This is a genomic window from Mesorhizobium sp. M0991 (assembly GCF_040318915.1).
Lineage (GTDB): Bacteria > Pseudomonadota > Alphaproteobacteria > Rhizobiales > Rhizobiaceae > Mesorhizobium.
Window position 1 is genome coordinate 128804 of record NZ_JAMYNE010000015.1, and the last position, 22463, is coordinate 151266.

Annotated in this window: 23 protein-coding genes; 13 read left to right on the forward strand and 10 right to left on the reverse strand. The window is 62.0% G+C overall.

The window, feature by feature from the left end; all coding sequences use genetic code 11:
• Nucleotides 1-25 precede the first annotated feature (25 nt).
• A complete protein-coding gene (locus tag NKH70_RS21840; RefSeq protein ID WP_352913239.1) occupies nucleotides 26-937 on the reverse strand; it encodes an NAD-dependent epimerase/dehydratase family protein in 912 nt (303 codons plus the stop codon).
• 133 nt (nucleotides 938-1070) lie between these two features.
• On the opposite strand from NKH70_RS21840, the gene NKH70_RS21845 reads away from it, so the two are divergent.
• From NKH70_RS21845 to NKH70_RS21880, 8 genes are all read left to right on the forward strand, one after another.
• Nucleotides 1071-1646: a DUF4893 domain-containing protein gene (locus NKH70_RS21845; RefSeq protein WP_352913238.1), complete on the forward strand. Its 576-nt coding sequence runs from the start codon at nucleotides 1071-1073 to the stop codon at nucleotides 1644-1646.
• Between the two features lie 78 nt (nucleotides 1647-1724).
• Nucleotides 1725-2507 carry a formyl transferase gene (locus tag NKH70_RS21850; protein WP_353025975.1) on the forward strand — a complete coding sequence of 261 codons (783 nt, stop codon included), beginning with the start codon at nucleotides 1725-1727 and terminating at the stop codon, nucleotides 2505-2507.
• A 43-nt stretch (nucleotides 2508-2550) separates the two neighbouring features.
• On the forward strand, nucleotides 2551-3462 hold the full coding sequence (locus NKH70_RS21855) for a fatty acid desaturase (protein ID WP_352913234.1): 912 nt from the start codon (nucleotides 2551-2553) through the stop codon (nucleotides 3460-3462).
• A 236-nt stretch (nucleotides 3463-3698) separates the two neighbouring features.
• Entirely contained in the window at nucleotides 3699-4001 is a 303-nt protein-coding gene (locus NKH70_RS21860) for a virulence factor (protein WP_292654739.1), read from the forward strand.
• A complete protein-coding gene (locus tag NKH70_RS21865; protein ID WP_352913232.1) occupies nucleotides 3994-4617 on the forward strand; it encodes a methylenetetrahydrofolate reductase C-terminal domain-containing protein in 624 nt (207 codons plus the stop codon). The genes NKH70_RS21860 and NKH70_RS21865 overlap by 8 nt, the downstream gene beginning before the upstream one ends.
• A complete protein-coding gene (locus tag NKH70_RS21870) occupies nucleotides 4614-5705 on the forward strand; it encodes a methylenetetrahydrofolate reductase (RefSeq protein ID WP_352913230.1) in 1092 nt (363 codons plus the stop codon). The genes NKH70_RS21865 and NKH70_RS21870 overlap by 4 nt, the downstream gene beginning before the upstream one ends.
• An 80-nt stretch (nucleotides 5706-5785) precedes the next feature.
• On the forward strand, nucleotides 5786-6760 hold the full coding sequence (locus NKH70_RS21875) for a methyltetrahydrofolate cobalamin methyltransferase (RefSeq protein WP_352467721.1): 975 nt from the start codon (nucleotides 5786-5788) through the stop codon (nucleotides 6758-6760).
• Nucleotides 6761-6873: 113 nt separating this feature from the next.
• On the forward strand, nucleotides 6874-8943 hold the full coding sequence (locus tag NKH70_RS21880) for an ASKHA domain-containing protein (RefSeq protein ID WP_352913228.1): 2070 nt from the start codon (nucleotides 6874-6876) through the stop codon (nucleotides 8941-8943).
• 28 nt (nucleotides 8944-8971) lie between these two features.
• Here NKH70_RS21880 and NKH70_RS21885 read toward each other — a convergent pair whose 3' ends face one another.
• Nucleotides 8972-9805, reverse strand: coding sequence for a class I SAM-dependent methyltransferase (locus NKH70_RS21885; protein ID WP_352978402.1), 834 nt, complete (start codon nucleotides 9803-9805; stop codon nucleotides 8972-8974).
• Nucleotides 9806-10080: 275 nt separating this feature from the next.
• Here NKH70_RS21885 and NKH70_RS21890 point away from each other — a divergent pair, with 275 nt between their 5' ends.
• Together NKH70_RS21890 and NKH70_RS21895 are read left to right on the forward strand one after the other, a co-directional pair.
• Nucleotides 10081-10263: a hypothetical protein gene (locus NKH70_RS21890; RefSeq protein ID WP_352467719.1), complete on the forward strand. Its 183-nt coding sequence runs from the start codon at nucleotides 10081-10083 to the stop codon at nucleotides 10261-10263.
• 268 nt (nucleotides 10264-10531) lie between these two features.
• A complete protein-coding gene (locus NKH70_RS21895; protein ID WP_292654722.1) occupies nucleotides 10532-11515 on the forward strand; it encodes an alpha/beta hydrolase in 984 nt (327 codons plus the stop codon).
• 6 nt (nucleotides 11516-11521) lie between these two features.
• Here NKH70_RS21895 and NKH70_RS21900 read toward each other — a convergent pair whose 3' ends face one another.
• Entirely contained in the window at nucleotides 11522-12421 is a 900-nt protein-coding gene (locus NKH70_RS21900; protein ID WP_352913224.1) for a LysR substrate-binding domain-containing protein, read from the reverse strand.
• Between the two features lie 231 nt (nucleotides 12422-12652).
• On the opposite strand from NKH70_RS21900, the gene NKH70_RS21905 reads away from it, so the two are divergent.
• The 3 genes from NKH70_RS21905 (at nucleotide 12653) to NKH70_RS21915 (ending at nucleotide 14596) form a co-directional block, all read left to right on the forward strand.
• Nucleotides 12653-12838, forward strand: coding sequence for a hypothetical protein (locus NKH70_RS21905; RefSeq protein WP_352452109.1), 186 nt, complete (start codon nucleotides 12653-12655; stop codon nucleotides 12836-12838).
• Between the two features lie 335 nt (nucleotides 12839-13173).
• The gene (locus NKH70_RS21910; protein WP_013894968.1) at nucleotides 13174-13308 is read left to right on the forward strand and encodes a hypothetical protein; all 135 of its coding nucleotides are present in this window, start codon (nucleotides 13174-13176) and stop codon (nucleotides 13306-13308) included.
• A gap of 349 nt (nucleotides 13309-13657) precedes the next feature.
• Nucleotides 13658-14596: a GlxA family transcriptional regulator gene (locus NKH70_RS21915; protein WP_302895626.1), complete on the forward strand. Its 939-nt coding sequence runs from the start codon at nucleotides 13658-13660 to the stop codon at nucleotides 14594-14596.
• 31 nt (nucleotides 14597-14627) lie between these two features.
• Here NKH70_RS21915 and NKH70_RS21920 read toward each other — a convergent pair whose 3' ends face one another.
• The 7 genes from NKH70_RS21920 to NKH70_RS21950 form a co-directional block, all read right to left on the reverse strand.
• Nucleotides 14628-15413 (reverse strand): ABC transporter ATP-binding protein, encoded by a 786-nt coding sequence (locus NKH70_RS21920; RefSeq protein ID WP_352719710.1) that lies wholly within the window; start codon nucleotides 15411-15413, stop codon nucleotides 14628-14630.
• Nucleotides 15410-16186, reverse strand: a complete 777-nt coding sequence (locus tag NKH70_RS21925; protein ID WP_292654712.1) for an ABC transporter permease — start codon at nucleotides 16184-16186, stop codon at nucleotides 15410-15412. Before NKH70_RS21925 ends, NKH70_RS21920 begins: the two co-directional genes overlap by 4 nt.
• 71 nt (nucleotides 16187-16257) lie before the next feature.
• The gene (locus NKH70_RS21930) at nucleotides 16258-17208 is read right to left on the reverse strand and encodes an ABC transporter substrate-binding protein (RefSeq protein WP_352719712.1); all 951 of its coding nucleotides are present in this window, start codon (nucleotides 17206-17208) and stop codon (nucleotides 16258-16260) included.
• 115 nt (nucleotides 17209-17323) lie between these two features.
• Nucleotides 17324-18172 (reverse strand): DUF1194 domain-containing protein, encoded by an 849-nt coding sequence (locus NKH70_RS21935; protein ID WP_352719713.1) that lies wholly within the window; start codon nucleotides 18170-18172, stop codon nucleotides 17324-17326.
• A gap of 100 nt (nucleotides 18173-18272) precedes the next feature.
• Nucleotides 18273-19097 carry a site-2 protease family protein gene (locus NKH70_RS21940; RefSeq protein ID WP_352719714.1) on the reverse strand — a complete coding sequence of 275 codons (825 nt, stop codon included), beginning with the start codon at nucleotides 19095-19097 and terminating at the stop codon, nucleotides 18273-18275.
• Between the two features lie 145 nt (nucleotides 19098-19242).
• On the reverse strand, nucleotides 19243-21804 hold the full coding sequence (locus tag NKH70_RS21945; protein ID WP_352978406.1) for a GcvT family protein: 2562 nt from the start codon (nucleotides 21802-21804) through the stop codon (nucleotides 19243-19245).
• A gap of 267 nt (nucleotides 21805-22071) precedes the next feature.
• Complete coding sequence (locus NKH70_RS21950) at nucleotides 22072-22335, reverse strand: hypothetical protein (RefSeq protein ID WP_023676533.1); 264 nt, start codon at nucleotides 22333-22335, stop codon at nucleotides 22072-22074.
• Nucleotides 22336-22463: the final 128 nt, after the last annotated feature.

The following is a 22463-nucleotide window of genomic DNA, read 5'->3' on the forward strand; positions in this document are numbered from 1 at the left end:
GCAGTCCTGACGAATACCTGCGCTCTTATTCCGCCACAAGCCCGGCGAGCACATCGGCAAAGCTCGTCTTGCAGACGAAATCCAGCCGGTCCCTCGCCCGCGAGGCATCGTAGACCCGATCGATCGACGAAAACATCGTCCAGCCCTTCTTCAAGTAGAGTGCCGGATAATCCGGAAAATAGCGCGCGACGACCGACGGTGCGTCGGCGATCAATGCCGCGCAATCGTCGGGCTGGAACGGTGTTGGCGCCGAAATGATAAAGATGTCGAAGCCCAATTGCGGCGCTCTCTCCAGGGCAGCGATGTGGGCGTCGGCAGCATCCTCCACCGTCAGCCGGCGAAACAACAGCTCATTGGCCTTGGTGTTGGCGTCCGACTGTTCGATCACATGCGCCATATCGTCTACTTCGGGAAAGAAGCGGGCGGTGCGCAGTACGATCACCGGAAGGCCGAACTGCAAATGATAGAGCCGACAGAGGTGTTCGGCTGAAAGCTTGGTGACGCCGTAGATGTTGCGCGGTTCGGGCGACATGTCTTCCGTCAGCCATGCCGCCTTGCGCGCCCCGCCGGTGAAGCCGGTGCGGATGGCCTGGGTAATCATCAGCGATGTCGTCGACGTGAAGATGAAACGCTGAACCGCGAATGCTGCTGCCGCATCGAGCAGGTTGAGCGTGCCACGCATATTCGTCTCGACGAAATCCTCGTTGCGATGATGTTCGATGTCAGGCTTGTGCAGCGCGCCGCTATGGATGATGGCCTCAATGCGGTTCTCCTCGACCGCCCTCATGACCAGGTCGCGATCGGCGACTGAGCCGACGACTGGCGTATCCGAGGATGGGACGGGATCGAGGCCGGTGACGTCATGACCAAGAGCCCGCAGGCGCGGCGCCAAGGCGCTGCCCAGCCAACCCGACGATCCCGTCAGCAAGATCCGCATTCTTTCCACCTCGTTTCTGCTGTCGATGCTCAAGCACGGATGACAGAGCGCTGCGAAACATTGCTGCGAAACATTAAGGTATGCGCCAGACAAGAAAACAGGCTGCTCCAGCCATCACAGGGAAACGCCACCAATGATCGCTCGCCTCATGTTTGCCGCGGCAGCTGTCCTCTGCTTGACGTTGCCCGCGTTCGCCGACGGCGAGGTGCAGAAACTGATCACGGCTGCCGACAAGGCGCGCCTCGACAAATATGGCGAGACGCGCAAGGCAGCGCTTAACGAGGCGAAGGCCGGCGATCCCGCCGAGGTCAAGCAGCTCGACGCCTTGCTGGCAAAGCCGCTGGTTTCCTTCTCCGACAAGGACCTGACCGGCAATTGGCAATGCCGCACCATCAAGGCCGGCGGATTGAGCCCGCTCGTCATCTATGGCTGGTTCAAATGCAAGGTGAGCGACGACGGTTCCGGCTGGAGACTGGAAAAGATCACCGGCTCGCAGCGCACCAAGGGCCGCTTCTTCGACGATGCCGAGAAACGCGCGATCTATCTCGGTTCCTTCTACGTCAACGACGATCCGGCAAAGCCCTACGGCAGCGGCCCGGAAAGCGATCAGGTCGGCTATGCCTTCCGCAACAGCGCCAGCGAATGGCGCATCGAGTTCCCGGCGCCCCACTACGAATCGAAGCTCGATATCCTCGAATTCAAGCGCTGAGCCCCCGATCACCAAGGGTTAACCCGGTCAACCTAGCATTCGCGCACAAAGAACAGCTCTTTGCGGGGGTCGCGAAGCATGGCACGGTCGAAAACAAACCAACGGCCGATCGTCGTCGTCACCGAAGGCGGCCCGCATATCTGGGCGATCGTCAACGCCATCGCCGACCACCTCGCGCCTGTCAGCGTCATCCTCGAAACCCCTGAATTCAAAAAGCAATTGCTTCTCGGGCGGGCGCGGCGGCAAGGCTGGACCTCGGCCGTCGGTCAACTCGGCACGATGATGCTGACCCGGCTCGGCAAGCACTTCTTCGCCGGCCACGCAGCACGGCTCGCCGCCGAGCAGAAGCTGCAAACCGAACCGAAGCCTGGGCAAAAGATCATCCAAGTCTCGTCGGCCAACGCGCCGGAGTGCCTGCAGGCGATCGAGGAAATCCAGCCGGGTGTCGTGCTGCTCGCCGGCTGCCGCTTGCTGTCGCGGCAGACGCTGGCGAAAATCCCTTGCCCGGTCCTCAACTACCATGCCGGCATCGCCCCGAAATATCGTGGCATGAACGGCGGCTATTGGGCGCTGGCTTCAGGCGATGCGGAAAACTTCGGCACCACCGTGCATCTGGTCGACGCCGGCGTCGACACTGGCGGGGTGTTGCGGCAGGCACGCGGCAAACCCCAACCTGGCGACACTATTTCAAGCTACGCGTTGCGGCAGGCGGCATTCTCGCGCGACATCTGCGTCGAAGCGGTCAGGGATGCGCTGGCCGGCAAGCTCGGCACGGTGGATCCCGGCCTGCCTTCGAAACAATGGTATCATCCGACGGTCTGGTTTTATCTCTGGACCGGGATAAGGAACGGCGTCTGGTGACGCGCCGATTTACCGGACAGCCACCCACCACTAACATTGCATCATGAGCGACATCGACCACCGCACCATCATTGCCGGCCTTTCGGTCGAGGACCGTCGCGACCTCACCGCCAAGCTTGACCGGCCAGGCATTGTCCGGCTGGCCGGCCATGGCGGGCTGGTTATCCTGCTGGGCGCGCTGATCGCTGCCGGCATCCCGTTCTGGCCGCTTCTCGTCTTGCCGCAGGGAATCCTGATCGTCTTCTTCTTCACGCCGTTGCACGAGACCATCCATGAAACGGCGTTCAGAACGGCGTGGCTCAATCGCGCTGTTGCCGCCGTGGCCGGCTTCCTGATCCTGCTGCCACCCGCATGGTTCCGCTATTTCCATTTCGCCCATCACCGCCACACCCACGACCCGGACAACGACCCCGAACTGATGGCCCCGAAGCCGGAGACCATCGGCCAATATCTGCGCTATCTGTCCGGCGGCCCCTATTGGATAGCTATGGCTCGTGTGATCGCAACCAATGCGGCTGGTCGCAACCGCGACGGCTTCGTACCGGAAAAGGGTCGCGGCAAGGTGGTTGCCGAAGCACGGCTGTTCCTGATCGGCTATGCGGCGTTGCTGGCCGCATCTCTCGCCATGCAGTCGGCGCTGCTGTTGTGGGTCTGGATCGTGCCGGTGCTGGTAGGACAGCCGTTTTTGCGGGCCTACCTGCTGGCCGAGCACGCGTTGTGCCCGCATGTCGCCAACATGCTCGAGAACACCCGCACCACCTTCACCACAAGGCTGGTGCGCTTGGTGGCTTGGAACATGCCATACCATTCGGAGCACCATTCCTATCCGGCCGTTCCCTTCCACAGCCTGCCGCGCTTCCATGAGATCGTCGCGGAGCATCTACGCACGACCGAACGAGGTTACGTGCGCTTCCACAGGAAGCTGGTCGGCAGCTTCGATGGCCGCGCCGGCTGACCAGTGCTGGAAGAAACTCCGCTTTCAACCGCGGCCGTCGATTGCGTCGCTTTTGAAGGCCCCCGCGTCGTCCCATAACAAGCAGCCCAACAGCGCTTCCGGCAATGCTCGAAACCACTGCATCGGCCCAAAAGATCGGAATCGATCTTCGCAGGGCACGATGCAGCGGAGTTAGGTGGTAGAGCATCGTTTGTGCGTTCGATTGGACGCGCGGCGCCCTACAGGAGCAGGAATTCATGGCCGATCTGATCGTCGTCTTCTGGCGCGACATCCCCGCCCAGGTCATCGTCAAGAAGGGCCGGCAGAACGCCAAGCGCGAACTGCCGTTGCGCTTCACCGAGGCGATCGACATGTGCGCCATGCGCACTGGCGCCGGCGGCACCGACGACTATCTTGCCGAATGGCGCAAGGCAGAGCCCGTCCCAGTCAGTGACGATCTTGAAGCCGAGGCCGAGAAGGCTCTTCGGGAGCTCGATGCGAAATACGACCGTGAGCGGTTGGTCGCTCTGGTCAAGGCGGGCGGCAAAGAAAATGTCTGATCCCCAATCAATGCCGGCGACAACGGCTCAAGCCGGCGTGACCCAGGCGACCATCGTCAAGAAGGCGGCGACGAAATCCGACTACAAGCCGGCCGACGTATCGCCGCAGCGGCGCGTGCAGCGCTCGTTTGCGGTGCGGCTTTGGTCGGTGCGGCATTCGCGGCTGCTCGAATGGTTCTACGCCAGGTTCGCCGACATGTTCCTGACTCTCCACCCGCTATGGAAGGGCATCGGCTACAGCCGTGTCGAAGGGCCGGTGAAATTCGTCGAGAAGCGCGTCAAGGGCTTCATGTTCGACTGCCGCATGTGCGGTCAGTGCATTCTTTCCTCGACCGGCATGTCGTGCCCGATGAACTGCCCTAAGCAATTGCGCAACGGCCCTTGCGGCGGTGTGCGCGCCAACGGCAATTGCGAGGTCGAGCCTGATATGCCTTGCGTCTGGGTCAAGGCATGGGAAGGCTCGCAGAACATGGTGCATCGCGACAAGATTTTGGAAGTGCAGAAGCCGGTGGATCAGTCCTTGCGCGAAACCTCCGCCTGGCTGCGGGTGACCGCGCAGGCCGCGGCCGCCCGCAATGCGGCCCAGAATACTACGAACACCGGGGCGTCGGCATGATCGGCCGCCAGCCAGACGAGAATCCCGCCGGCATCCATTTGCCGCTCGATCCCCTGCCCGGTCACACCTCGCGCGGCCGGCTTGAGCGGGTCCTGCGACGCGGCGAGTTCGCAGTGACGACCGAGCTCAATCCGCCCGACAGCGCCGATCCGGAAGACGTCTACAACCGCGCCAGGATTTTCGACGGCTGGGTCGACGCGATCAATGCCGTCGACGCTTCCGGGGCCAACTGCCACATGTCGTCGGTCGGTATTTGCGCGCTGCTGACCCGCATGGGCTATGCCCCGATCATGCAAATCGCCTGCCGCGACCGGAACCGCATCGCCATCCAGGGCGACGTGCTTGGGGGTGCTGCGATGGGTGTTGCCAACATGCTCTGCCTGACCGGCGACGGCGTGCAGGCCGGCGACCAGCCCGGCGCCAAGCCGGTGTTCGATCTCGACTGCATGTCGCTGCTCGAAACCTGCCGCATCATGCGCGATAACGGCAAATTCCTGTCCGGCCGCAAACTCACGACGCCGCCGCAGCTTTTCCTTGGCGCGGCCATCAACCCGTTCGCGCCGCCGATCGATTTCCGTCCCTATCGGCTGGGCAAGAAGATCGCCGCCGGCGCGCAGTTCGTGCAGAGCCAGTACTGCTTCGACGTACCGATGTTCCGCGCCTACATGCAGAAGGTCCGCGATCTCGGCTATACCGAGAAATGCTTCATCCTGTGCGGCGTCGGGCCGCTCGCCTCGGCCAAGACGGCCAAATGGATCCGCTCCAATGTGCCGGGAATTCACATTCCCGATCAGATCGTCAAGCGCCTGGAAGGCGCCCAGGATCAGAAGAAGGAAGGCAAGCAGCTCTGCATCGACATCATCAATGAGGTGAAGGAAATTCCTGGTGTGTCCGGCGTCCATGTGATGGCCTACCGCCAGGAAGAATATGTCGCCGAGATCGTCGACGAATCCGGCGTGCTGAAGGGTCGCCGGCCGTGGAAGCGCGAAATCCGCCGCGACGACCAGCTCGTTGCCGATCGGCTTGACCACATACTGCATGACGACATCACCGAAACCCAGGTCGACATGGTCAAGACCGCGCATTGACGGCGCGAATCGTCAGCATTCGCTTGATCAGAAACAGATAACGATATAAAGAACTCTTTATATCACGATGGAGAGATTTCATGACCCGGACCATCGTCGCCTCGGCGACACGAGAAATCATCATCGGCTTCGATCAGCCCTTCTGCGTGATCGGCGAGCGCATCAACCCGACCGGCCGCAAAAAGCTGGCCGCCGAAATGATCGCGGGCAATTTTGAGACTGTCATCAGGGATGCGCTGGAGCAGGCCGCCTGCGGCGCAACGATGCTCGACGTCAATGCCGGCGTCACCTCTGTCAATCCGAACGAGACCGAACCCGGCCTGCTGGTGCAGACGCTGGAGATCGTGCAAGGCCTGGTCGACCTGCCGTTGTCAATCGACTCCTCCGTGACTGCGGCAATCGAAGCGGCGCTGAAGGTCGCCAAGGGCCGGCCTCTGGTCAATTCCGTCACCGGCGAGGAGGAAAAGCTCGAAGCCATCCTGCCGCTGATTAAGAAATACAACGTTCCGGTCGTCGCCATTTCCAACGACGAGACCGGTATTTCGATGGACCCCGATGTGCGCTTTGCCGTCGCCAAGAAGATCGTTCAGCGCTGCGCCGACTTCGGGATTCCGGCGCATGATGTGGTCGTCGACCCGCTGGTCATGCCGATCGGCGCGCTGGGCGATGCCGGCCGCCAGGTATTTGCCCTGCTACGCCGGCTGCGCGAGGAGCTCAAGGTAAACACCACCTGCGGCCTCTCCAACATCTCGTTCGGCCTGCCGCACCGTCATGGCATCAACGCCGCCTTCATCCCGATGGTGATCGGCGCCGGCATGACCTCGGCGATCATGAACCCGGTGCGGCCGCAGGAAATGGAAGCGGTGCGCGGCGCCAACGTGCTGAACGGCACCGACGAGAACTGCACCAACTGGATCAGGACCTACAAGGACTACAAGCCTGCTGAAGGCGGCCAGGCCGTTGCCGCCCGGACACAGGTCAACGCGCCGGGCGATGGCAATGGCAATGGCGGACGCAGGCGCGGCGGCCGCGAAGCGCGGATGGCCCGGGGTTGAGCCATGGCTTGGCCGACACGATATGGGGCCTAGGACTGGGGAGGAACCGAAACACAGCGGCATCGCTGCCGTGGCCAAGACCCGAGCAGCGTAGAAAGTAAAGTCTGGAACGTATGAACTCTCCCGTCAACATCACCGATCCGCTCGTGCTGTTCATGCCGTCCGGCAAGCGCGGGCGGTTTCCGGTCGGCACGCCGGTGCTGGATGCCGCGCGCCAGCTCGGTGTCTATGTCGAGAGCGTGTGCGGCGGGCGTGCCACTTGCGGGCGCTGCCAGATCGAGGTGCAGGAAGGCAATTTCGCCAAGCACAAGATTGTCTCTTCCAACGACCACATCTCGCCCAAGGGCGCGAAGGAAGAGCGCTACGAGCGCGTGCGTGGGCTGCCCGAACGCCGCCGCCTGTCCTGCTCGGCGCAGATCCTCGGCGATCTCGTCGTCGACGTGCCGCAGGACACCGTCATCAACGCGCAAACCATCCGCAAGGATGCCGACACCAGGGTCATCGCCCGCGATGCATCAATCCGCATGTGCTATGTCGAGATCGAAGAACCCGACATGCACAAGCCACTCGGCGACCTCGACCGCCTGAAAATCGCGCTGATGAAGGACTGGGGCCTCAAGAGCCTCGATTTCGATTTCCATCTGTTGCCGCAGGTGCAAGGCATTTTGCGCAAGGGCAACTGGACCGCGACCGCCGCCATCCACAAGGACACCGACAGCGAGACCGCGCGGGTCATCGCTTTGTGGCCCGGCCTCAAGAACGAGGCGTACGGGCTTGCCTGCGATATCGGCTCGACCACGATCGCCATGCATCTGGTGTCGTTGCTGTCGGGCCGCGTCGCCGCCTCGTCGGGTACGTCCAATCCGCAGATCCGCTTCGGCGAGGATCTGATGAGCCGCGTCTCTTACGTGATGATGAACCCGGACGGCCGCGAAGGCATGACGGTCGCCGTGCGCGAGGCCATTTCGGGCCTCGTCGACAAGGTCTGCGCGGAGGGCAACGTCCAACGCAACGACATCCTGGATTCCGTCTTCGTCGGCAATCCGATCATGCATCACCTGTTCCTCGGCATCGATCCCACCGAACTCGGCGGCGCACCCTTCGCACTTGCCGTCTCGGGCGCCGTGCACATAAAGGCATCGGACATCGGCCTGAAGCTCAATCAGGGCGCTCGCCTCTATATGCTGCCCTGCATTGCCGGCCATGTCGGCGCCGACGCGGCCGCGGTGACGCTGTCGGAAGGCCCGCACCGCCAGGAGGAGATGATGCTGATCGTCGATGTCGGCACCAATGCCGAGATCGTGCTCGGCAATCGCCAGCGGGTCGTGGCGGCCTCCTCGCCAACCGGCCCAGCCTTCGAGGGTGCGGAAATCTCCGGTGGCCAGCGTGCCGCACCGGGTGCCATCGAGCGCGTCCGTATCGATCCCGAAACGCTGGAGCCTAAATACCGCGTCATCGGCTCGGAACTCTGGTCCGACGAGCCGGGCTTCCTCGACAGCGTGCAGGCGACTGGCGTCACCGGCATTTGCGGCTCTGGCATCATCGAGGTGGTCGCCGAGATGTATCTCGCCGGCATCATCTCCGAGGACGGCGTCGTCGATGGATCGCTGAGCGCCAACTCGTCTCGCGTCGTCGCCAACGGCCGCACCTTCTCCTATGTGCTGAAGGAAGGCGAGCCCAAGATCACCATCACCCAGACTGATGTGCGCGCTATCCAGCTTGCCAAGGCCGCCCTTTATGCCGGCACCAAGCTTTTGATGGAAAAGCAGCACACCGATCATGTCGACCGCATCCACTTCGCCGGCGCCTTCGGCTCGTTCATCGACCCGAAATACGCAATGGTGCTGGGCCTGATCCCGGATTGCGACCTCGACAAGGTCTCGGCCGTTGGCAATGCGGCCGGCGCCGGCGCCCGCATGGCGCTGTTGAACCGTGGCTATCGCCGCGAGATCGAGGAAACCGTTAGCAAGATCGAGAAGATCGAGACGGCGCTGGAGCCGAAATTCCAGGAACATTTCGTTTATGCCATGGCGCTCCCGAACAAGATCGACCCGTTCCCAAAATTGTCGGCGGCGGTGAAACTGCCACCCCGCAAGACCGTCAGCGAGGACGGTGTCGCCGGTGACGCCGCCCCGCGCCGGCGCTCCCGCGAAGGCCACGCGGCCCGGCGTAGCCGGGAGTGAAGAAACGTCGGACGGTTTGAACGACCAATCAGATGCGCGACCACGCACCGATTTCCGCCCGCCCGATGACCACACTTCCGAGCGAAACGACCTCGTCGAGCATTCTTGGCGACAGGGTTTTGGTATCGATCTCGTCTTTGACGACGATTCCGAGACGCTCCATGTCTGGTAGCAGCGTCCGCACAAGATCAGCGACAAGATCGAGCTTGTCGGCATCCGCCGGGCCCGAACCGACAACGGATTCCAGCCGCATCGATGGCGGACGAATGCCGGCGTTCACAAATGCGATATGCAATTTCGGACCCATGCCGGTTTCGGCGCCGAGACGGCGAATGGTTTCGGCGCACAGCGCACAGCAGCGGTCGTAGAGCGGCGCAGGCGGCACCGAGCGCGCGCCAGCCCAATCCAACTCGTGGAAGACGATGATGCCGCCAGGAAGCAAATGGGTCTTCAGTTTGGCCAGGGCGGCCGCAGGATCAGGCATAAACTGCAGGACGTAGCGGCCAGCAATCGCGTCGACGGCCTGCGCCAGGCATATCTCCGTGGGATCCCCCATATCGAACGTCACATTGTTCAATCCGAGCGCGGCAACTCGACGCCGGGCGATGTCGAGCGCCGTGGCGGAAGTATCCATTCCGACAACCTTTCCCGTCGGGCCGACCAAATCGGCAAGCAGGATGGCGACATCGCCAGCTCCCGAACCGACGTCGAGCACGCGCATTCCGGGAGCAATTCCAGCCTCCATGAAAAAACGTCGCGTGATCGGGTCGATCAGGCGTGCTTGGGTACTGAGGCGCCGCAACTCCAGCTCGGAATGGCCGAGCGCATATGGCATTTCGCTGATTGCGTCGGCACTGCCCATCACAATCTCTCGTCTGTCGGCATGAAGACACTAACAGCGCCGGGCGCTGTGAACCAGCGGTCACAAGTTCCGGCCCACCGAGACGGTTATCCAGAAGGCGACAACGGCACTTCGCCCCAATTTCATTTGCATGCAAATGTTTCCGGATCAGCCCAGCCTGAAACAAACTGCCGTTTTCGTGAAATCCGCCAGATACATATGCGGTGCATTTAACCGGCATCGATGGCCGGTAGAGAACATCTCTTGTCCCGCCGCAACACTCAAAGGAGAGCACGATGTCGATGTTCGAAAGCCTCGGCCGCTATGGTGCGGCCATCAAGAAAACACGCGAAGCGCGCAAGTCGCTGCGCATCCTGAACAGCTTGCCGCCTGAGATCCAAAAGGACATTGGCTGGCCGGTGTCGCCGCGTTCGAGCGAAAAGCAGCTTTCGGTCGGCTGGGGCATGCAGCGCGGATGAAATTCATCGACAAATGCAAGCTGCTCGGTATTCGCCGGGGCCGCAATGCGGCTCCGGCTGCACCCAGCAATTGGCTGCGCGCCGCATTACTGCCCCGGCGTTGAGCTGCGCCGCTGGGCCAGCGACTTCATGGCCGGACGCTTTGTCGCCAGCCGGGATCAAACCACCGTGTTGAGATCGCATAAATCTTGACTTTTTTGGTGGCGACACAATCTTCGAAATAGTCGGGGGTTCTCTTAGTCGGCTCAGCCGAAGTCCGTGTATCTGCATGCCCAGCCTCAAAAGCCACGTCGTGTCGTTCGTCCTCAGGTACAGTCGCAAGAAGGCGTTTTCCAGCCCGGAGAACCTGCAGCGCTGGATCGCCTATGCGCGCAAGACTGAAAACCATCAGCCGCCTGCGTCGCTGCAGTCGCGCCTGGAGATCACAACCCGCACGATCAGCGGCTTCCCCGTCTACGAGATCGCTCCCCAGGCTGGCGAGCGGAGGCGGATTCTCTACCTGCACGGCGGCGCTTACGTCTTTGAAATCACACCCTATCATTGGCGGCTGATCGCCGACATGGCCGACCGTCTCGGGTTCGGCATCACCGTGCCGATCTATCCCATTGCTCCCGAACACGATTTCCACGCCATGTTCGGCATGGTCGGCGCCGTCTACCGCCAGATGTTCGGCGAAACCAGGGCGAATGACATCATCTTCATGGGCGATTCCGCCGGCGGAAACATGGCCGTCGTGCTGACCATGATGGCTGCGCAAGACGGCCTGCCCTTGCCATCACGCCACGTGCTGATTTCGCCCGGCCTCGACGTGTCGCTCGCCAACCCAGAAATGTATGAGGCTGAACGCAACGATCCGTGGCTAGGCATTGCTGGCGGCCGCGAGGCGATCCGGCTTTACAGCGCCGGCATAGATCCCACCGACTGGCGCATCAGCCCGGTTTACGGCGACCTGTCGGTGCTGCCCAAAACGCTGCTGCTGACCGGTTCACGCGATCTGCTCACCCCCGACAATCTGATCTTCGCGGAAAAGGCACGCGCGGCCGGCGTCGAAATTGAGGTCGTCCACGAGCAAGGCATGTTCCATGTCTGGCCGTTGATCGACATGCCGGAGGCGCGACGCGCGCGGGACAGTATAGTGGCCTTCTTGACCAACGAAACTGACAGTTACCATGCCACGGCAGGCGAGTTGTCGCTGCAAAGGACAGACCGCGACGGAACCCCTCGCGATCTGGTTGCGCCGCTCAGGTCGTAGTTTGGGTCAGAACTTCCCAGTTTCCCTGAACACCTCAAACGTCGCGCGGATATGGTCGGCGACTGCCTTCACCGGCGCGCTGGCGTCTGGCGTCACCACCATGGCGAGATTGTAGGTGCCGATGTCAGGCATGCCGTCCTTCGGGCACAGCTCGACCATGTCACTGCCGAGGAACGATTTCGGCAGCGGCGCGACTGCAAGATCCGCCATGATCGCGGCGCGCTGGCCGGCCGTGTGTGCGCTCATATAGGCGATGCGGTAGTTGCGGCCCTCGCGGCCAAGCGCCTCCAATGCCCCTGCCCGCCAGGCACAGCCCTCTTCCCACAATGAGACCGGCAGCGGCTCGCGCAGATGCGCGCAACCGCCCTTGGCACCGGCCCAGACGATCGGCTCTGTGAGCAGCACTTCGGCGCCGATCGCGCTGGTCTTGTAGGAGTTGGTTAGCAGCGTGATGTCGAGCGCCCGGTCGTCCATGCGCCGGCGCAAATTGACGCTCTGGTCGATGGTGACGTCGACCGCGATTGATGGATGCGATTGTGCGAACCGCTTCAGCACATGCGGCAGCACACGTTCGCCGTAATCGTCCGGCGAGCCGAGCCGCACCACCCCGACAATGTCTGGAATGATGAACTTCGACACCACCTCGCGATTGATCGACAGCAGGCGGCGCGCATAGCCGAGCAGCATCTCGCCATCGGTGGTCAGCGTCACCGAACGGGCGTCGCGCGCGAACACCGAGCGGCCGAGTATGTCCTCCAGCTTCTTGATCTGCATGGAGACGGCCGACGGCGTGCGGAAGACCGCATTGGCCGCAGTGGTGAAGCTGCCGGTCTCGGCGATTGCGACGAAAGTGCGCAGAACATCAAGATCGAGCAGCGGCAGCGGATGATTGAGTGGGGCGTTCATGGGAATCGACCTTCAATTTTTCTGATGCAAACCATCATTCCATTTCGTTTGATTGAACATCAGTTTGGGAGGATAGTCAACTCCATCGAAGGCAGGCTGCATCGAAGTGGTCCGGGAAACAACCATGACACGGACCTGCAATCGACACGAAATGAAGCTGAAACAAACCCGGTGTACCGCCTGACGCTGCAAGCGCCGGGAAAATCCCGGCCCAACGCGAAGGAGAATGAGATGTCTATCCTGTCATCCATCGGTCGGATCGCGACCGAATTCAGTGAGGCCCGCGCCCGCTACCAGACGGAACGCGCCATCCGCGCACTGCCGATTGAACTGCAGAAGGATATCGGCTGGCCCGAAGCTGCCGACGCCAAGGCCGGCACTCGCCATGGCGTAGGATCCTGGGCTGGAGCAAAGTAAACCGTGTGTATCAACAGCTGAAGGCCTGCCGCGCAGATCAGCCCGGCAGGCCTTTTTGTTTGTATTCAAATGATTTCCCCGAGCCATGTCGCCGCCCCATGACGCATATGAGCAAGTCGCATAGCAGCCCGTGCCGGCAATCAACACATTGTAAATAATCGAAAATCCTGGGCAGAATGCCCAAATTTGTCGCATTCCGTGTCGCTTTTCATATCAAGTGCTTCGCTTTTGCGATTTAGTTTCCCCTCACGTAAGCCTATATCATCATCAACAAACGAGCTGCCCCACTCCATCAAGCGAAGGCGACCCGTCTGAGCAACCGAATGGAGATGATCATGAAGCTTTTTGCCCGCCTCTTTGCCCGCCGCGAAATGAACCTGACGACCGCGCTCGAGCGCCAGCGCCTGGCCAACACCATGCCTGGCCAGACCGGCGCCATGGCTGCCGCGCGCCTCGGCTTTGTCGCCTGAGACAGCAAATCTTGGCGGAAGCAGTCTAGCGCTGCGTCGACGTCGATCCAGCGCCGCTTTGGCTTTGCCGAGGCGGCGTTTTCGTGTGCGCAGACTGCGTCGGCTCGTTTGGTCGATCCGGCGGCACATTGTGCCCTTCGCCGCATAGCGATTGCCCATTTGCGACCCATGTCGCAAATAAAGTCTTTCCGTTGCCATCTAGCCAATTGACAGGAAACGTTTTTCCTGATGTCGCTATGCTGATCGCGACATCCTGTTCGCGCCATTGCAGCGTGAGGATCTACCCGTGAACGTCGTAAAGCACCCGATCCGGCGATCGTTTGTATTCTTCCTGGTCCCCGATTTCACCATGATCGCCTTCGCGACGGCGCTCGATCCGTTGCGTTCGGCCAACCGCATGCTCGGCTATGAAGCCTATCGCTGGCGGCTCGCCAGCATCGACGGCAAGCCGGTGCGCGCCTCGAACGGCGTCGAATGCGCCGTCAACACCTCGCTGGAGGAAGAGCGCAAGAAAATGTCCGGACCGGACCGGCCGAACATGGCCATCGTTTGCAGCGGCATCAATGTCGAGCGCTATCAGAACAAATCGGCCTTTGCCTGGCTGCGCGAGGAGTACAATCGCGGCGTTGCCGTCGGCGGCCTGTGCACCGGCGCGCATATCCTGGCCGCCGCGGGCCTGCTGTCCAACAAGCGCTGCGCCATCCATTGGGAGAACCTGCCGGGCTTTTCCGAGGCGTTCCCCAAGGCCAATGTCTTCGCCGACCTCTTCGAGATCGACCAGAACATCTACACCTGCGCCGGCGGCACCGCTGCGCTCGACATGATGCTGAAGCTGATCGGCGACGATTTCGACGAGAGCCTCGTTAACCGCGTCTGCGAGCAGGTGCTGACCGATCGCGTGCGCAGCCCGACCGACCGCCAGCGCCTGCCGCTGCGCGCCCGCCTTGGCGTGCAGAATTCCAAGGTGCTGACCATTATCGAGCTGATGGAGGCCAATCTCTCCGAGCCGCTCTCGCTGATCGAGATCGCTGACCATGTCGACCTGTCGCGCCGGCAGATCGAGCGCCTGTTCCGCACCGAGATGGGGCGCTCCCCTGCCCGTTACTATCTGGAGATCCGCCTCGACCGCGCCCGGCACCTGCTGATCCAGTCGTCGTTGCCGGTGGTCGAAGTGGCGGTCGCCTGCGGCTTTGTTTCCGCCTCGCATTTCTCCAAATGTTATCGCGAGTTGTACGCCCGCTCGCCGCAACAAGAACGAGTCGACCGCAAGCAGCTTCTGGCGGCTTGATCGGACCATCGGCTGAACGAAGCCTGCCTAGTCAATGCACTTCGGCCGTGCGCATCGCCTCGACGCGGATGTCTTCCGTCAGCCGCGCCTTCAGTGCCGAAAACTCCGGGCTGGTCTTCAGCGTATAGTGGCGCGGATGCGGCAGGTCGACAGCGACATCCGACTTGATGCGGCCAGGCCGCGCCGTCATCACCACGACGCGCGATGCCATGAAGATCGCCTCCTCTATGTCGTGGGTGACGAACAGCACCGTCTTTTGCCGGCGCTCCCAGATGCCGAGAAGCAGTTCCTGCATCAGCCCGCGGGTCTGGTTGTCGAGTGCGCCGAACGGCTCGTCGAGCAGCAGGATCTCCGGATCGTTGGCCAGTGCCCTGGCGATCGCGGTGCGCTGCTGCATGCCGCCTGAAAGTTGCTTCGGCCAATGGTTCTCGAAGCCTTTAAGCCCGACGAGATCGACATAGGACGCGACGATATCGTGCCGCTCTCGTTCGGCCATTCCGCGCTCGCGCAGGCCGAAGGCGATGTTGTCGGCGACCGTCAGCCACGGGAACAGCGTATAGGACTGGAAAACCATGCCACGGTCTGGACCCGGCCGGTCCACCACCCTGCCGTCGAGCAGAACACGTCCCTCACTCGGCGCTTCGAGGCCGGCGACGATCCTGAGCAGCGTCGACTTTCCACAGCCGGATGGCCCCAGGATGGTGATGAAGTCGTTGGCAGCAACCGCCAGATCGACCGGCATCAGTGCCTGGACCGGCTGCCCGCCGCCGACACCGGCGAAGGTGCGCGAGACGCCTTCAATGAGCAGCTTGCTCACGCCAGGCTCCACGGAAACAGCCAGCGGTTGAGCGCCTTGAAGGCGAAATCAGACAGCAGCCCGATCAGGCCGATGACGATGATGCCGAAGATGATCTGCCCCGTCGCCAACCGCGACTGGCTGTTGATGATCATGTAGCCGATGCCCGACGACGAGCCGATCAGCTCGGCGACGATGACATAGGTCCAGGCCCAGCCGAGCACCAGGCGCAGGGTTTCGGCGATCTCGGGCGCATTGGCCGGCATGATCACGCGCCGCACGATGCCGTTGTCGGACGACCCAAGCGTATAGGCGGCCTCGACCAGGTCGCGCCGTGTGCCGCCGACCTTGACCGCGATGATCAGGATGATCTGGAACACCGAGCCGACGAAGATCACCAGCAGTTTTTCGAGCTCGCCGACGCCCGCCCACAGGATGAGCAGCGGGATGAAGGCCGATGCCGGCAGATAGCGGGCAAAGGAGACGAACGGCTCCAGGAACGCCTCCACCGGCTTCCAGGCGCCCATCACGATGCCGAGCGGGACGGCAACGATGGCCGCCATCAGAAACCCGCCGAAGACGCGCCAGATGGTGATGAGGATGTCGAGCCAGAAGCGGTCCTCGACCAGCAGCCGCCAGCCGTCTCGCACCATCGACAGCGGATCGGCAAGGAAAATGCGATTGACGTGGCCGCCAAGCGTGATCCACGCCCAGAACGCCACGAACAGCACGAAGAACGAGATGCCGAGCACGGTTCGAGTGCCCGGCGAGACCGGATGCAAGGGGCGCGGCATCTTCGACCGTCCTCTGATCTGAATGAAAAAGCGGCGGCGCACGCGCCGCCGCCGGGCGACAATCCTGCCGGTTAGTCGGCGACGGCGCTGGTGTCGGCCAATGTCGAGACGTCGGGCGCTTCCTTGATCAAGCCCATCTGCAGCAGAAGCTCGCCGGCGGTCTTGGAAAAGTCCTGGAATTCCTTGGTGAAGAACTGCTTGTTTTCGGCCTTGTCGGCCCATTTCAGGTATTTGGCCGACTCTTCGAACTCCTTGGCCGACTGCTTCACGTCGGCGCCCATCGTTTCATAGGATTTCGCGGGATCGCTCTTGATCAGGTCGAGTGCCTCGAAATAGCTGTCGGCAAGCGCCTTGGCCGCATCCGGATTGGCCTTAAGGAACTCCGGCGTGCAGCCGACTGTATCGAGGACCATCGGATAGTCGAGAGTGGTCACAAGGATATGGCCCTGGTCGGACTTGTCGCGCACCGCCGAGATGAACGGCTCATAGGTCACCGCCGCATCGTTCTGTCCGGCGAGAAACGCCTGCGCCGCCGCGTCCGGCTCCAGGTTGACGACCGTCACGTCCTTGGTCGACATGCCGTTCTTGTTGAGCACCCAGGCCAGCATGAAATAGGGCGACGTGCCCGGCGCCGAGGACGCGACCGACTTACCCTTGAGATCGGCGACGGTCTTGATGTCGTTGCGGGCGACAATGCCGTCGGCGCCGTAGGACTTGTCGAGCTGGAATATCTGCTTGGTCGTCACACCATTGGCGTTCCAGACCAGCCAGGTCTCGACCGTGGTGGCGGCGCATTGCAGGTCGCCGCTGGCGATGGCGAGCGGCCGGCTGGCTTGCGGCACCTTCTTCAAGGTGACGTCGAGGCCGTGCTTTTCGAAGATGCCGGCCTGCTTGGCGAGGGTCAGCGGCGCAAAGCCGGTCCATCCACTGATGCCGATGCTAACCGATGTGGCGGCCATCGCCGGCGCGGACAATCCGACGGCAAGCGTCAAGCCTGCGGCAAGAATTCCGATCCTGTTCATCTCGGTTCCCCTTTTTATGTGTTCGGATGGGGAATTGTGTCACAGACGCCCACAGGCTTGTCAATGAAGCAGATGCTGCACTGCGGTATCTCACTACCGGCAGTAAACTTCGCCATTAGCGGGTGTTGTACATCCAGCTGCGATCGCGCCACATTTTTTCGCCGACCAGGCAGTCGGTGTCGGGGATGTCCTGTGCCAGCACCAATGGCGGATGCGCCGCCTCTTCGGCCGCTCGCTGCGGCGAGGCCGGACCAGCAAGCTCCAGCACCAGCTTGCGGCGGATTGCCTCCGGAAACTGCGTCCAGTCATTGACCGGGATCATGAAGGAGCCCGGCCCGCCGATGACGCAGTCGCTGTAGTAACGGTCGAGATTGTTGACATCATAAGCGCTGCTGAACCCGCCCCTGGTCATCAGCGGCAGGCCGTTGACGGTGATGCCCTGCTTAATCACGGCGTCGCGGGTGATATCGACAGGTGCGCCCTGGTTGTTGGGGCCGTCACCCGAAATGTCGATCACCCGCTTGACGCCCTGGAAGCCGCTTTCGGCAAAGAGATCGCTGGCGAATTCTAAGGCGCCGGAGATCGAGGTGCGCCTGGCACTGGCCGGCGGATGAGCGGAAAGCTGCGCTGCCAGCCGCTCAGCGTCGGCACGATTGGCGATCACCGTCCATGGCACCACGACCTGCTGCCAGGTCGCGCCAGCCCATTCGACGTAGGTGACGGCAATCTTGCCATGAGCGCCTTCGCCGATTGCCTGCAGGACATCGTCGTGCGTCAGCGCCGCCGCATAGCCATGACGCTGGATTTCGAGCTCGTCGGGCGACATGGACAAGGATACGTCGACTGCCAGCACCAGTTGGACATCAACCGGCTCGGCGGCGCGGGAGTTTGCAGTCAGCCACAGCGCCGACGCCAGCGCGGCGGCGCCCGAGACGAGATGTCTTGCACGGGCAAAAGCAGACATGCCGCACGGTAAGCGAAAATCGCCGATCGACAAAGAGAAAAGCCCGGTGGAGAGCCGGGCTCATCCGGTCACATTTTTGCGAACCGCCGGAAAATGAATTTCATTTGTGGATGCGGTGCCCGCCCCGTCCCCGCCACTCCACGGCCTTCTCGACATCCGTCTCAGGGAATGGGTCCGGCTTCGGTTTTCTAGTACCGACCCCGCGCGCTGCCCTCCAGTTCGGCTTGAATGACGGCGGAAGCCACAACAGAATACCTGCACCCGCGGCAGGCAAGATGATCGCAAAACGCAGAATTGAAAGTACGATGCCGCAGATGCCGACGATCTGCGCGGCCCGGCGGACGCCGAAGCGTCTCAGGAACAAATGTCTTGCAATCACGCCGCCATCCAGATCGTAGGCGGGCAGGATGTTGAGAACGATAAGCGACACGTTCAACAATGCGCCAATCCAAAGCGTCCATTCCAGAGGACCGGCCGACCTTGACGGCAGCCACCCGAATGGCCTTTCGGGCGCAACTGGGATGAGTTCTCCAAAAACCAGATAATAGGCCGCAGCGAAAAACGCGGCGAGCGCGACGTTCGCCAGGGGACCCGCTATCGCAATCCGCGCCCAGGCAGGCGATGGCGCTGCGGCGCGTTTGAAACGCGTGAGCCCGCCGAAGAGATATAATTCTATCCTGTCGGTGGCGACGCCTTGTCGGCGTCCGATCCAGGCGTGTGCCAGTTCGTGCAAAAATATCGACGCAAATAGAAGCGCTGCAAAGATAGAGGTATGGATCAGTGCATCCTTGGGTCGGCTCGCCCACTCGTTCAGGAAGGGCAGCACGATGGGAATTGCCAAGGTCCAGCTGACGCGAACCGGGATATTCCGGTTCAGCTGAAACACAAGCGCATCGTTTTTTCTGTCCCAGCCGATCCGCCGCAAAGGCACCCCCCAATCGCAGCGCGACGGTAAGCGAGAATCATCGCTCCACAAAGCGAAAAGCCCGACGATGAATCGGGCTTCTGCATTCAGGTCCTGCTGGCACTACTCGGGCTGCCTGTGTGGAGAATCGGCAAGCAAGCAACGTTCAGCTGCGCGGATTGAGGTTCTCCGGGTCGTAGAGCGGCCTGTAGCCGACGGCGGCCACTTCGACCGGGTATTTCTCGCCGAAATATTCGACGCTCAGCTTGCGGCCCTCCTGGCAATAAGCCCAGGGCAGGTAGGCGAGCGCGATGTTCTTGCCGAGGGTCGGACCATAGACCACCGAGGTCGTGAACGACCGACGGCCGAGCTCGTCAACCAGCGTCTCACCGGTTTGCGGATCCATCACCGGCATCATGCCGACCGGATAGCGGGGAACGCCGTTGGAATCGGTATTGTCCGTCATGATAAGCGTGCAAAGCATGGCCGGCTGATGCGCCCGGGCGCGATATTCCAGATGCTTTGCCTTGCCGCAGAAATCGGCCTCCTTGACCTTCGGGCGGGCAAGGTCGGCTTCCAGCAGATTGTATTCGGTCAACAGATCCGCGTTCTGCAGGCGCAGGCTCTTCTCCATGCGGCGGCTGTTGGCATAGGTCTCGACGCCAAAGGCCATCACGCCGGTCGACCGCAGCGCGTCCCAGACGGCCAGGCCGTCCTCGTAGCGCATATGCAGTTCCCAGCCTTGCTCGCCGACATAGGAGATGCGGAAGGCGGTCACGTCCTTGCCGGCGATCCTGACGGGCTTGATCGCGGCAAAGGGAAAATTCTCAGGCGTCAGTCCGTCGGGGTTTTCCACGACCTTGCCCAATGTTGCCCGCGCGTTCGGACCCCAGATGCCGACGGTCACATATCTCTCGGTCACATCGGTGACGGTAACGTCGAAGCCTTTGTCCTCTGCCGTCCGGCGCATGTACTGGAAGTCGCGCGGCCCGGCATCAGCGCCGTCGATGACGCGGCAGCGGTCGGCCATGCGGATGACGGTCAGGTCGGCGCGGACCATGCCTTCCTCGTCGAGGAAATGCGTATAGATGCCCTTGCCGATATTGCCGTCGCCGCCGATCTTTGCCGCGCACAGCCATTCCATCAGCGCGACATGATCGGGACCTTCCACGTCGTACATGGCGAAATGCGAGAGGTTGACGATGCCGCAATCCTCGCTCATGGCGAGATGCTCGGCATTCGAGACGCGCCAGAAATGGCGGTTGTCCCATTCGTTTTGGCGCACCGGCACCCGGTTGCCGTATTTCTCGAGCAAATGCTCGTTGGCGGCGTAGCCGTGGGCGCGCTCCCAGCCGCCGAGCTCCATGAAATAGCCGCCGAGTTCCTTCTCGCGCTCCCAGAAGGGCGAGCGGCGGACATTGCGGGCCTTGGAGAAGGGCTCACGCGGATGCACCGCCGGGTTGTAGACCTTCATCGCGGTTTCGGTGCAGCGGTCCCAGATGAACTGCTCTTTGGTCTGGTGCGGATAGAAACGCGAATAGTCGATGGCGTGGTGGTCGATCGCCGTGCGGCCGTCCGTCATCCAGTCTGCGATGAGCTTGCCCATGCCGGGGCCGTCCTTGACCCAGATGGCAACGGCATACCAGAGGCCCCTCACCTTCTGGCTTTCGCCCATCGATGGGCCGCCGTCCGCCGTCACCTGCAGCAGGCCGTTGAAGGAATGGCTCTCATTGTAGCCCAGCTCGCCCAGGATCGGCGTCAGTTCCATGGCGCGCTCGAGCGGCGCCAGGATCTGCTCCATGTCGAGATCGCGTTGCGACGGCGAAAGCCGCGCCTCGTTTTTCTCGAGAATATCGCGCGGATGGCAAAGGCGCGGATTGGTCTCTTCGTAATAACCCCATTCGATCTGCCCGCCTTCGGCGGTCTTGGGGTCGCCGGTATCGCGCATGTAAGCCGAGTTGCCCTGGTCGCGCAGCAGCGGCCAGCCGATCTCCTTGCCGGTGCCGGCGAACTCAGTGTACGGCCCGAAGAAGGTAAGCGGATGGTCGATCGGCATGACCGGCAGGTCCTCGCCCGCCATTTCCGCAATCAGCCGTCCCCAGATGCCGGTGCAGACCACGACATAGTCGGCTTCGATGGTGCCGCGGTCGGTCACCACGCCCTTGATGCGGCCGTTCTCGATGACGAGCGACCTGGCCGAGGTGTTGGCAAACGCCCTGAGTTTGCCGGAGGCTTCCGCCTGGTCGACAAGCTTGCCGGCGACGGTCTGCGAGCGCGGGATGACGAGGCCGGCGTCGGGATCCCACAGGCCGCCCTGTACCATCTGTTCTTCGATCAGCGGGAATTTTTCCTTGATCTCGGCGGGATCGATCAGGCGCGCGCGTGTGCCGAAGGCCTTCGCCGAAGCGATCTTGCGCTTGATTTCCGCCATACGGGCGTCGTCGCCGACGCGGGCGACCTCGAGGCCGCCGATGCGCGCGTAATGACCCATCTTTTCGTAGAAATCGATGGAATAGAGCGTCGTCCAGCACGACAGGAAATCATGGCTGGTCGTGTAGCAGAAGTCGGAGGCGTGCGCCGTCGAGCCGATATCGGTCGGGATGCCCGATTTGTCGATGCCGACAATATCGTCCCATCCGCGCTCGATCAGGTGATGGGCGACCGACGCGCCGACGATTCCGCCCAGCCCGACGATGACGACCTTCGCCTTTTCCGGAAATCCTGCCATTGCCCGCGACTCCAAGATGCTATTGCGGCAGACTATAGGGCGGCGCGGCGGCGCGCTTGCAGCCTGTTTGCGACATCGCCAAAAAAGCCCGCGCCACCAGCTCGTCGAATGCAGTTAGACCTACGCCTTCGCCCTGCTCGGTACGAAGGCGCTGCTAGAGCCAGTCCTGCGCAGCTTCGAAGAAAAGTGCGTACCTTCATCGCCGATTACCGGAAGCAAATAAAAGGCCGGGCGTTTGCCCGGCCTTCAAAAATCATGGCGTCGATGTTACTTGATGCGCGCGACGCCACCCGAGATCTCGATCGTTTCCGAACCGGTCAGTGCCTCGAGGTCGCCATTCGGCAAGGTAACGAAACAGCCGCTCGGGCAAAATTCCACGGTTTCGCCGGCGGCCAGCGCCAGCTCGGTCTTGCCGCCGCCTTCCGTCACGATCAGCGTGCGGGTCTCGGCGTCCTTGTTGACCGCGCTGGCGGCATGGGCCGAACCGCCCACGGCCAGAAAAGCGATGGCGGCGACGAGAGACTTCCACATTTTGCAATATCGGTGTTGCCACCGCCCCTGTTGCATTTCGCAAGGCATTCTCGCCGTTTGCAGGTGAGCTTATATGCAATGCAAGCTGAACGGCAACTGAATGCCGCATTCATGCCGCAATTGGTTTC

Bases quoted from the DNA above. Each gene is read 5' to 3' on its own strand.
- NKH70_RS21840 (WP_352913239.1), bottom strand. From the start codon at position 937: ATGCGGATCTTGCTGACGGGATCGTCGGGTTGGCTGGGCAGCGCCTTG.
- NKH70_RS21845 (WP_352913238.1), top strand. From the start codon at position 1,071: ATGATCGCTCGCCTCATGTTTGCCGCGGCAGCTGTCCTCTGCTTGACG.
- NKH70_RS21850 (WP_353025975.1), top strand. From the start codon at position 1,725: ATGGCACGGTCGAAAACAAACCAACGGCCGATCGTCGTCGTCACCGAA.
- NKH70_RS21855 (WP_352913234.1), top strand. From the start codon at position 2,551: ATGAGCGACATCGACCACCGCACCATCATTGCCGGCCTTTCGGTCGAG.
- NKH70_RS21860 (WP_292654739.1), top strand. From the start codon at position 3,699: ATGGCCGATCTGATCGTCGTCTTCTGGCGCGACATCCCCGCCCAGGTC.
- NKH70_RS21865 (WP_352913232.1), top strand. From the start codon at position 3,994: ATGTCTGATCCCCAATCAATGCCGGCGACAACGGCTCAAGCCGGCGTG.
- NKH70_RS21870 (WP_352913230.1), top strand. From the start codon at position 4,614: ATGATCGGCCGCCAGCCAGACGAGAATCCCGCCGGCATCCATTTGCCG.
- NKH70_RS21875 (WP_352467721.1), top strand. From the start codon at position 5,786: ATGACCCGGACCATCGTCGCCTCGGCGACACGAGAAATCATCATCGGC.
- NKH70_RS21880 (WP_352913228.1), top strand. From the start codon at position 6,874: ATGAACTCTCCCGTCAACATCACCGATCCGCTCGTGCTGTTCATGCCG.
- NKH70_RS21885 (WP_352978402.1), bottom strand. From the start codon at position 9,805: ATGGGCAGTGCCGACGCAATCAGCGAAATGCCATATGCGCTCGGCCAT.
- NKH70_RS21890 (WP_352467719.1), top strand. From the start codon at position 10,081: ATGTCGATGTTCGAAAGCCTCGGCCGCTATGGTGCGGCCATCAAGAAA.
- NKH70_RS21895 (WP_292654722.1), top strand. From the start codon at position 10,532: ATGCCCAGCCTCAAAAGCCACGTCGTGTCGTTCGTCCTCAGGTACAGT.
- NKH70_RS21900 (WP_352913224.1), bottom strand. From the start codon at position 12,421: ATGAACGCCCCACTCAATCATCCGCTGCCGCTGCTCGATCTTGATGTT.
- NKH70_RS21905 (WP_352452109.1), top strand. From the start codon at position 12,653: ATGTCTATCCTGTCATCCATCGGTCGGATCGCGACCGAATTCAGTGAG.
- NKH70_RS21910 (WP_013894968.1), top strand. From the start codon at position 13,174: ATGAAGCTTTTTGCCCGCCTCTTTGCCCGCCGCGAAATGAACCTGACG.
- NKH70_RS21915 (WP_302895626.1), top strand. From the start codon at position 13,658: ATGATCGCCTTCGCGACGGCGCTCGATCCGTTGCGTTCGGCCAACCGC.
- NKH70_RS21925 (WP_292654712.1), bottom strand. From the start codon at position 16,186: ATGCCGCGCCCCTTGCATCCGGTCTCGCCGGGCACTCGAACCGTGCTC.
- NKH70_RS21930 (WP_352719712.1), bottom strand. From the start codon at position 17,208: ATGAACAGGATCGGAATTCTTGCCGCAGGCTTGACGCTTGCCGTCGGA.
- NKH70_RS21935 (WP_352719713.1), bottom strand. From the start codon at position 18,172: ATGTCTGCTTTTGCCCGTGCAAGACATCTCGTCTCGGGCGCCGCCGCG.
- NKH70_RS21945 (WP_352978406.1), bottom strand. From the start codon at position 21,804: ATGGCAGGATTTCCGGAAAAGGCGAAGGTCGTCATCGTCGGGCTGGGC.
- NKH70_RS21950 (WP_023676533.1), bottom strand. From the start codon at position 22,335: ATGTGGAAGTCTCTCGTCGCCGCCATCGCTTTTCTGGCCGTGGGCGGT.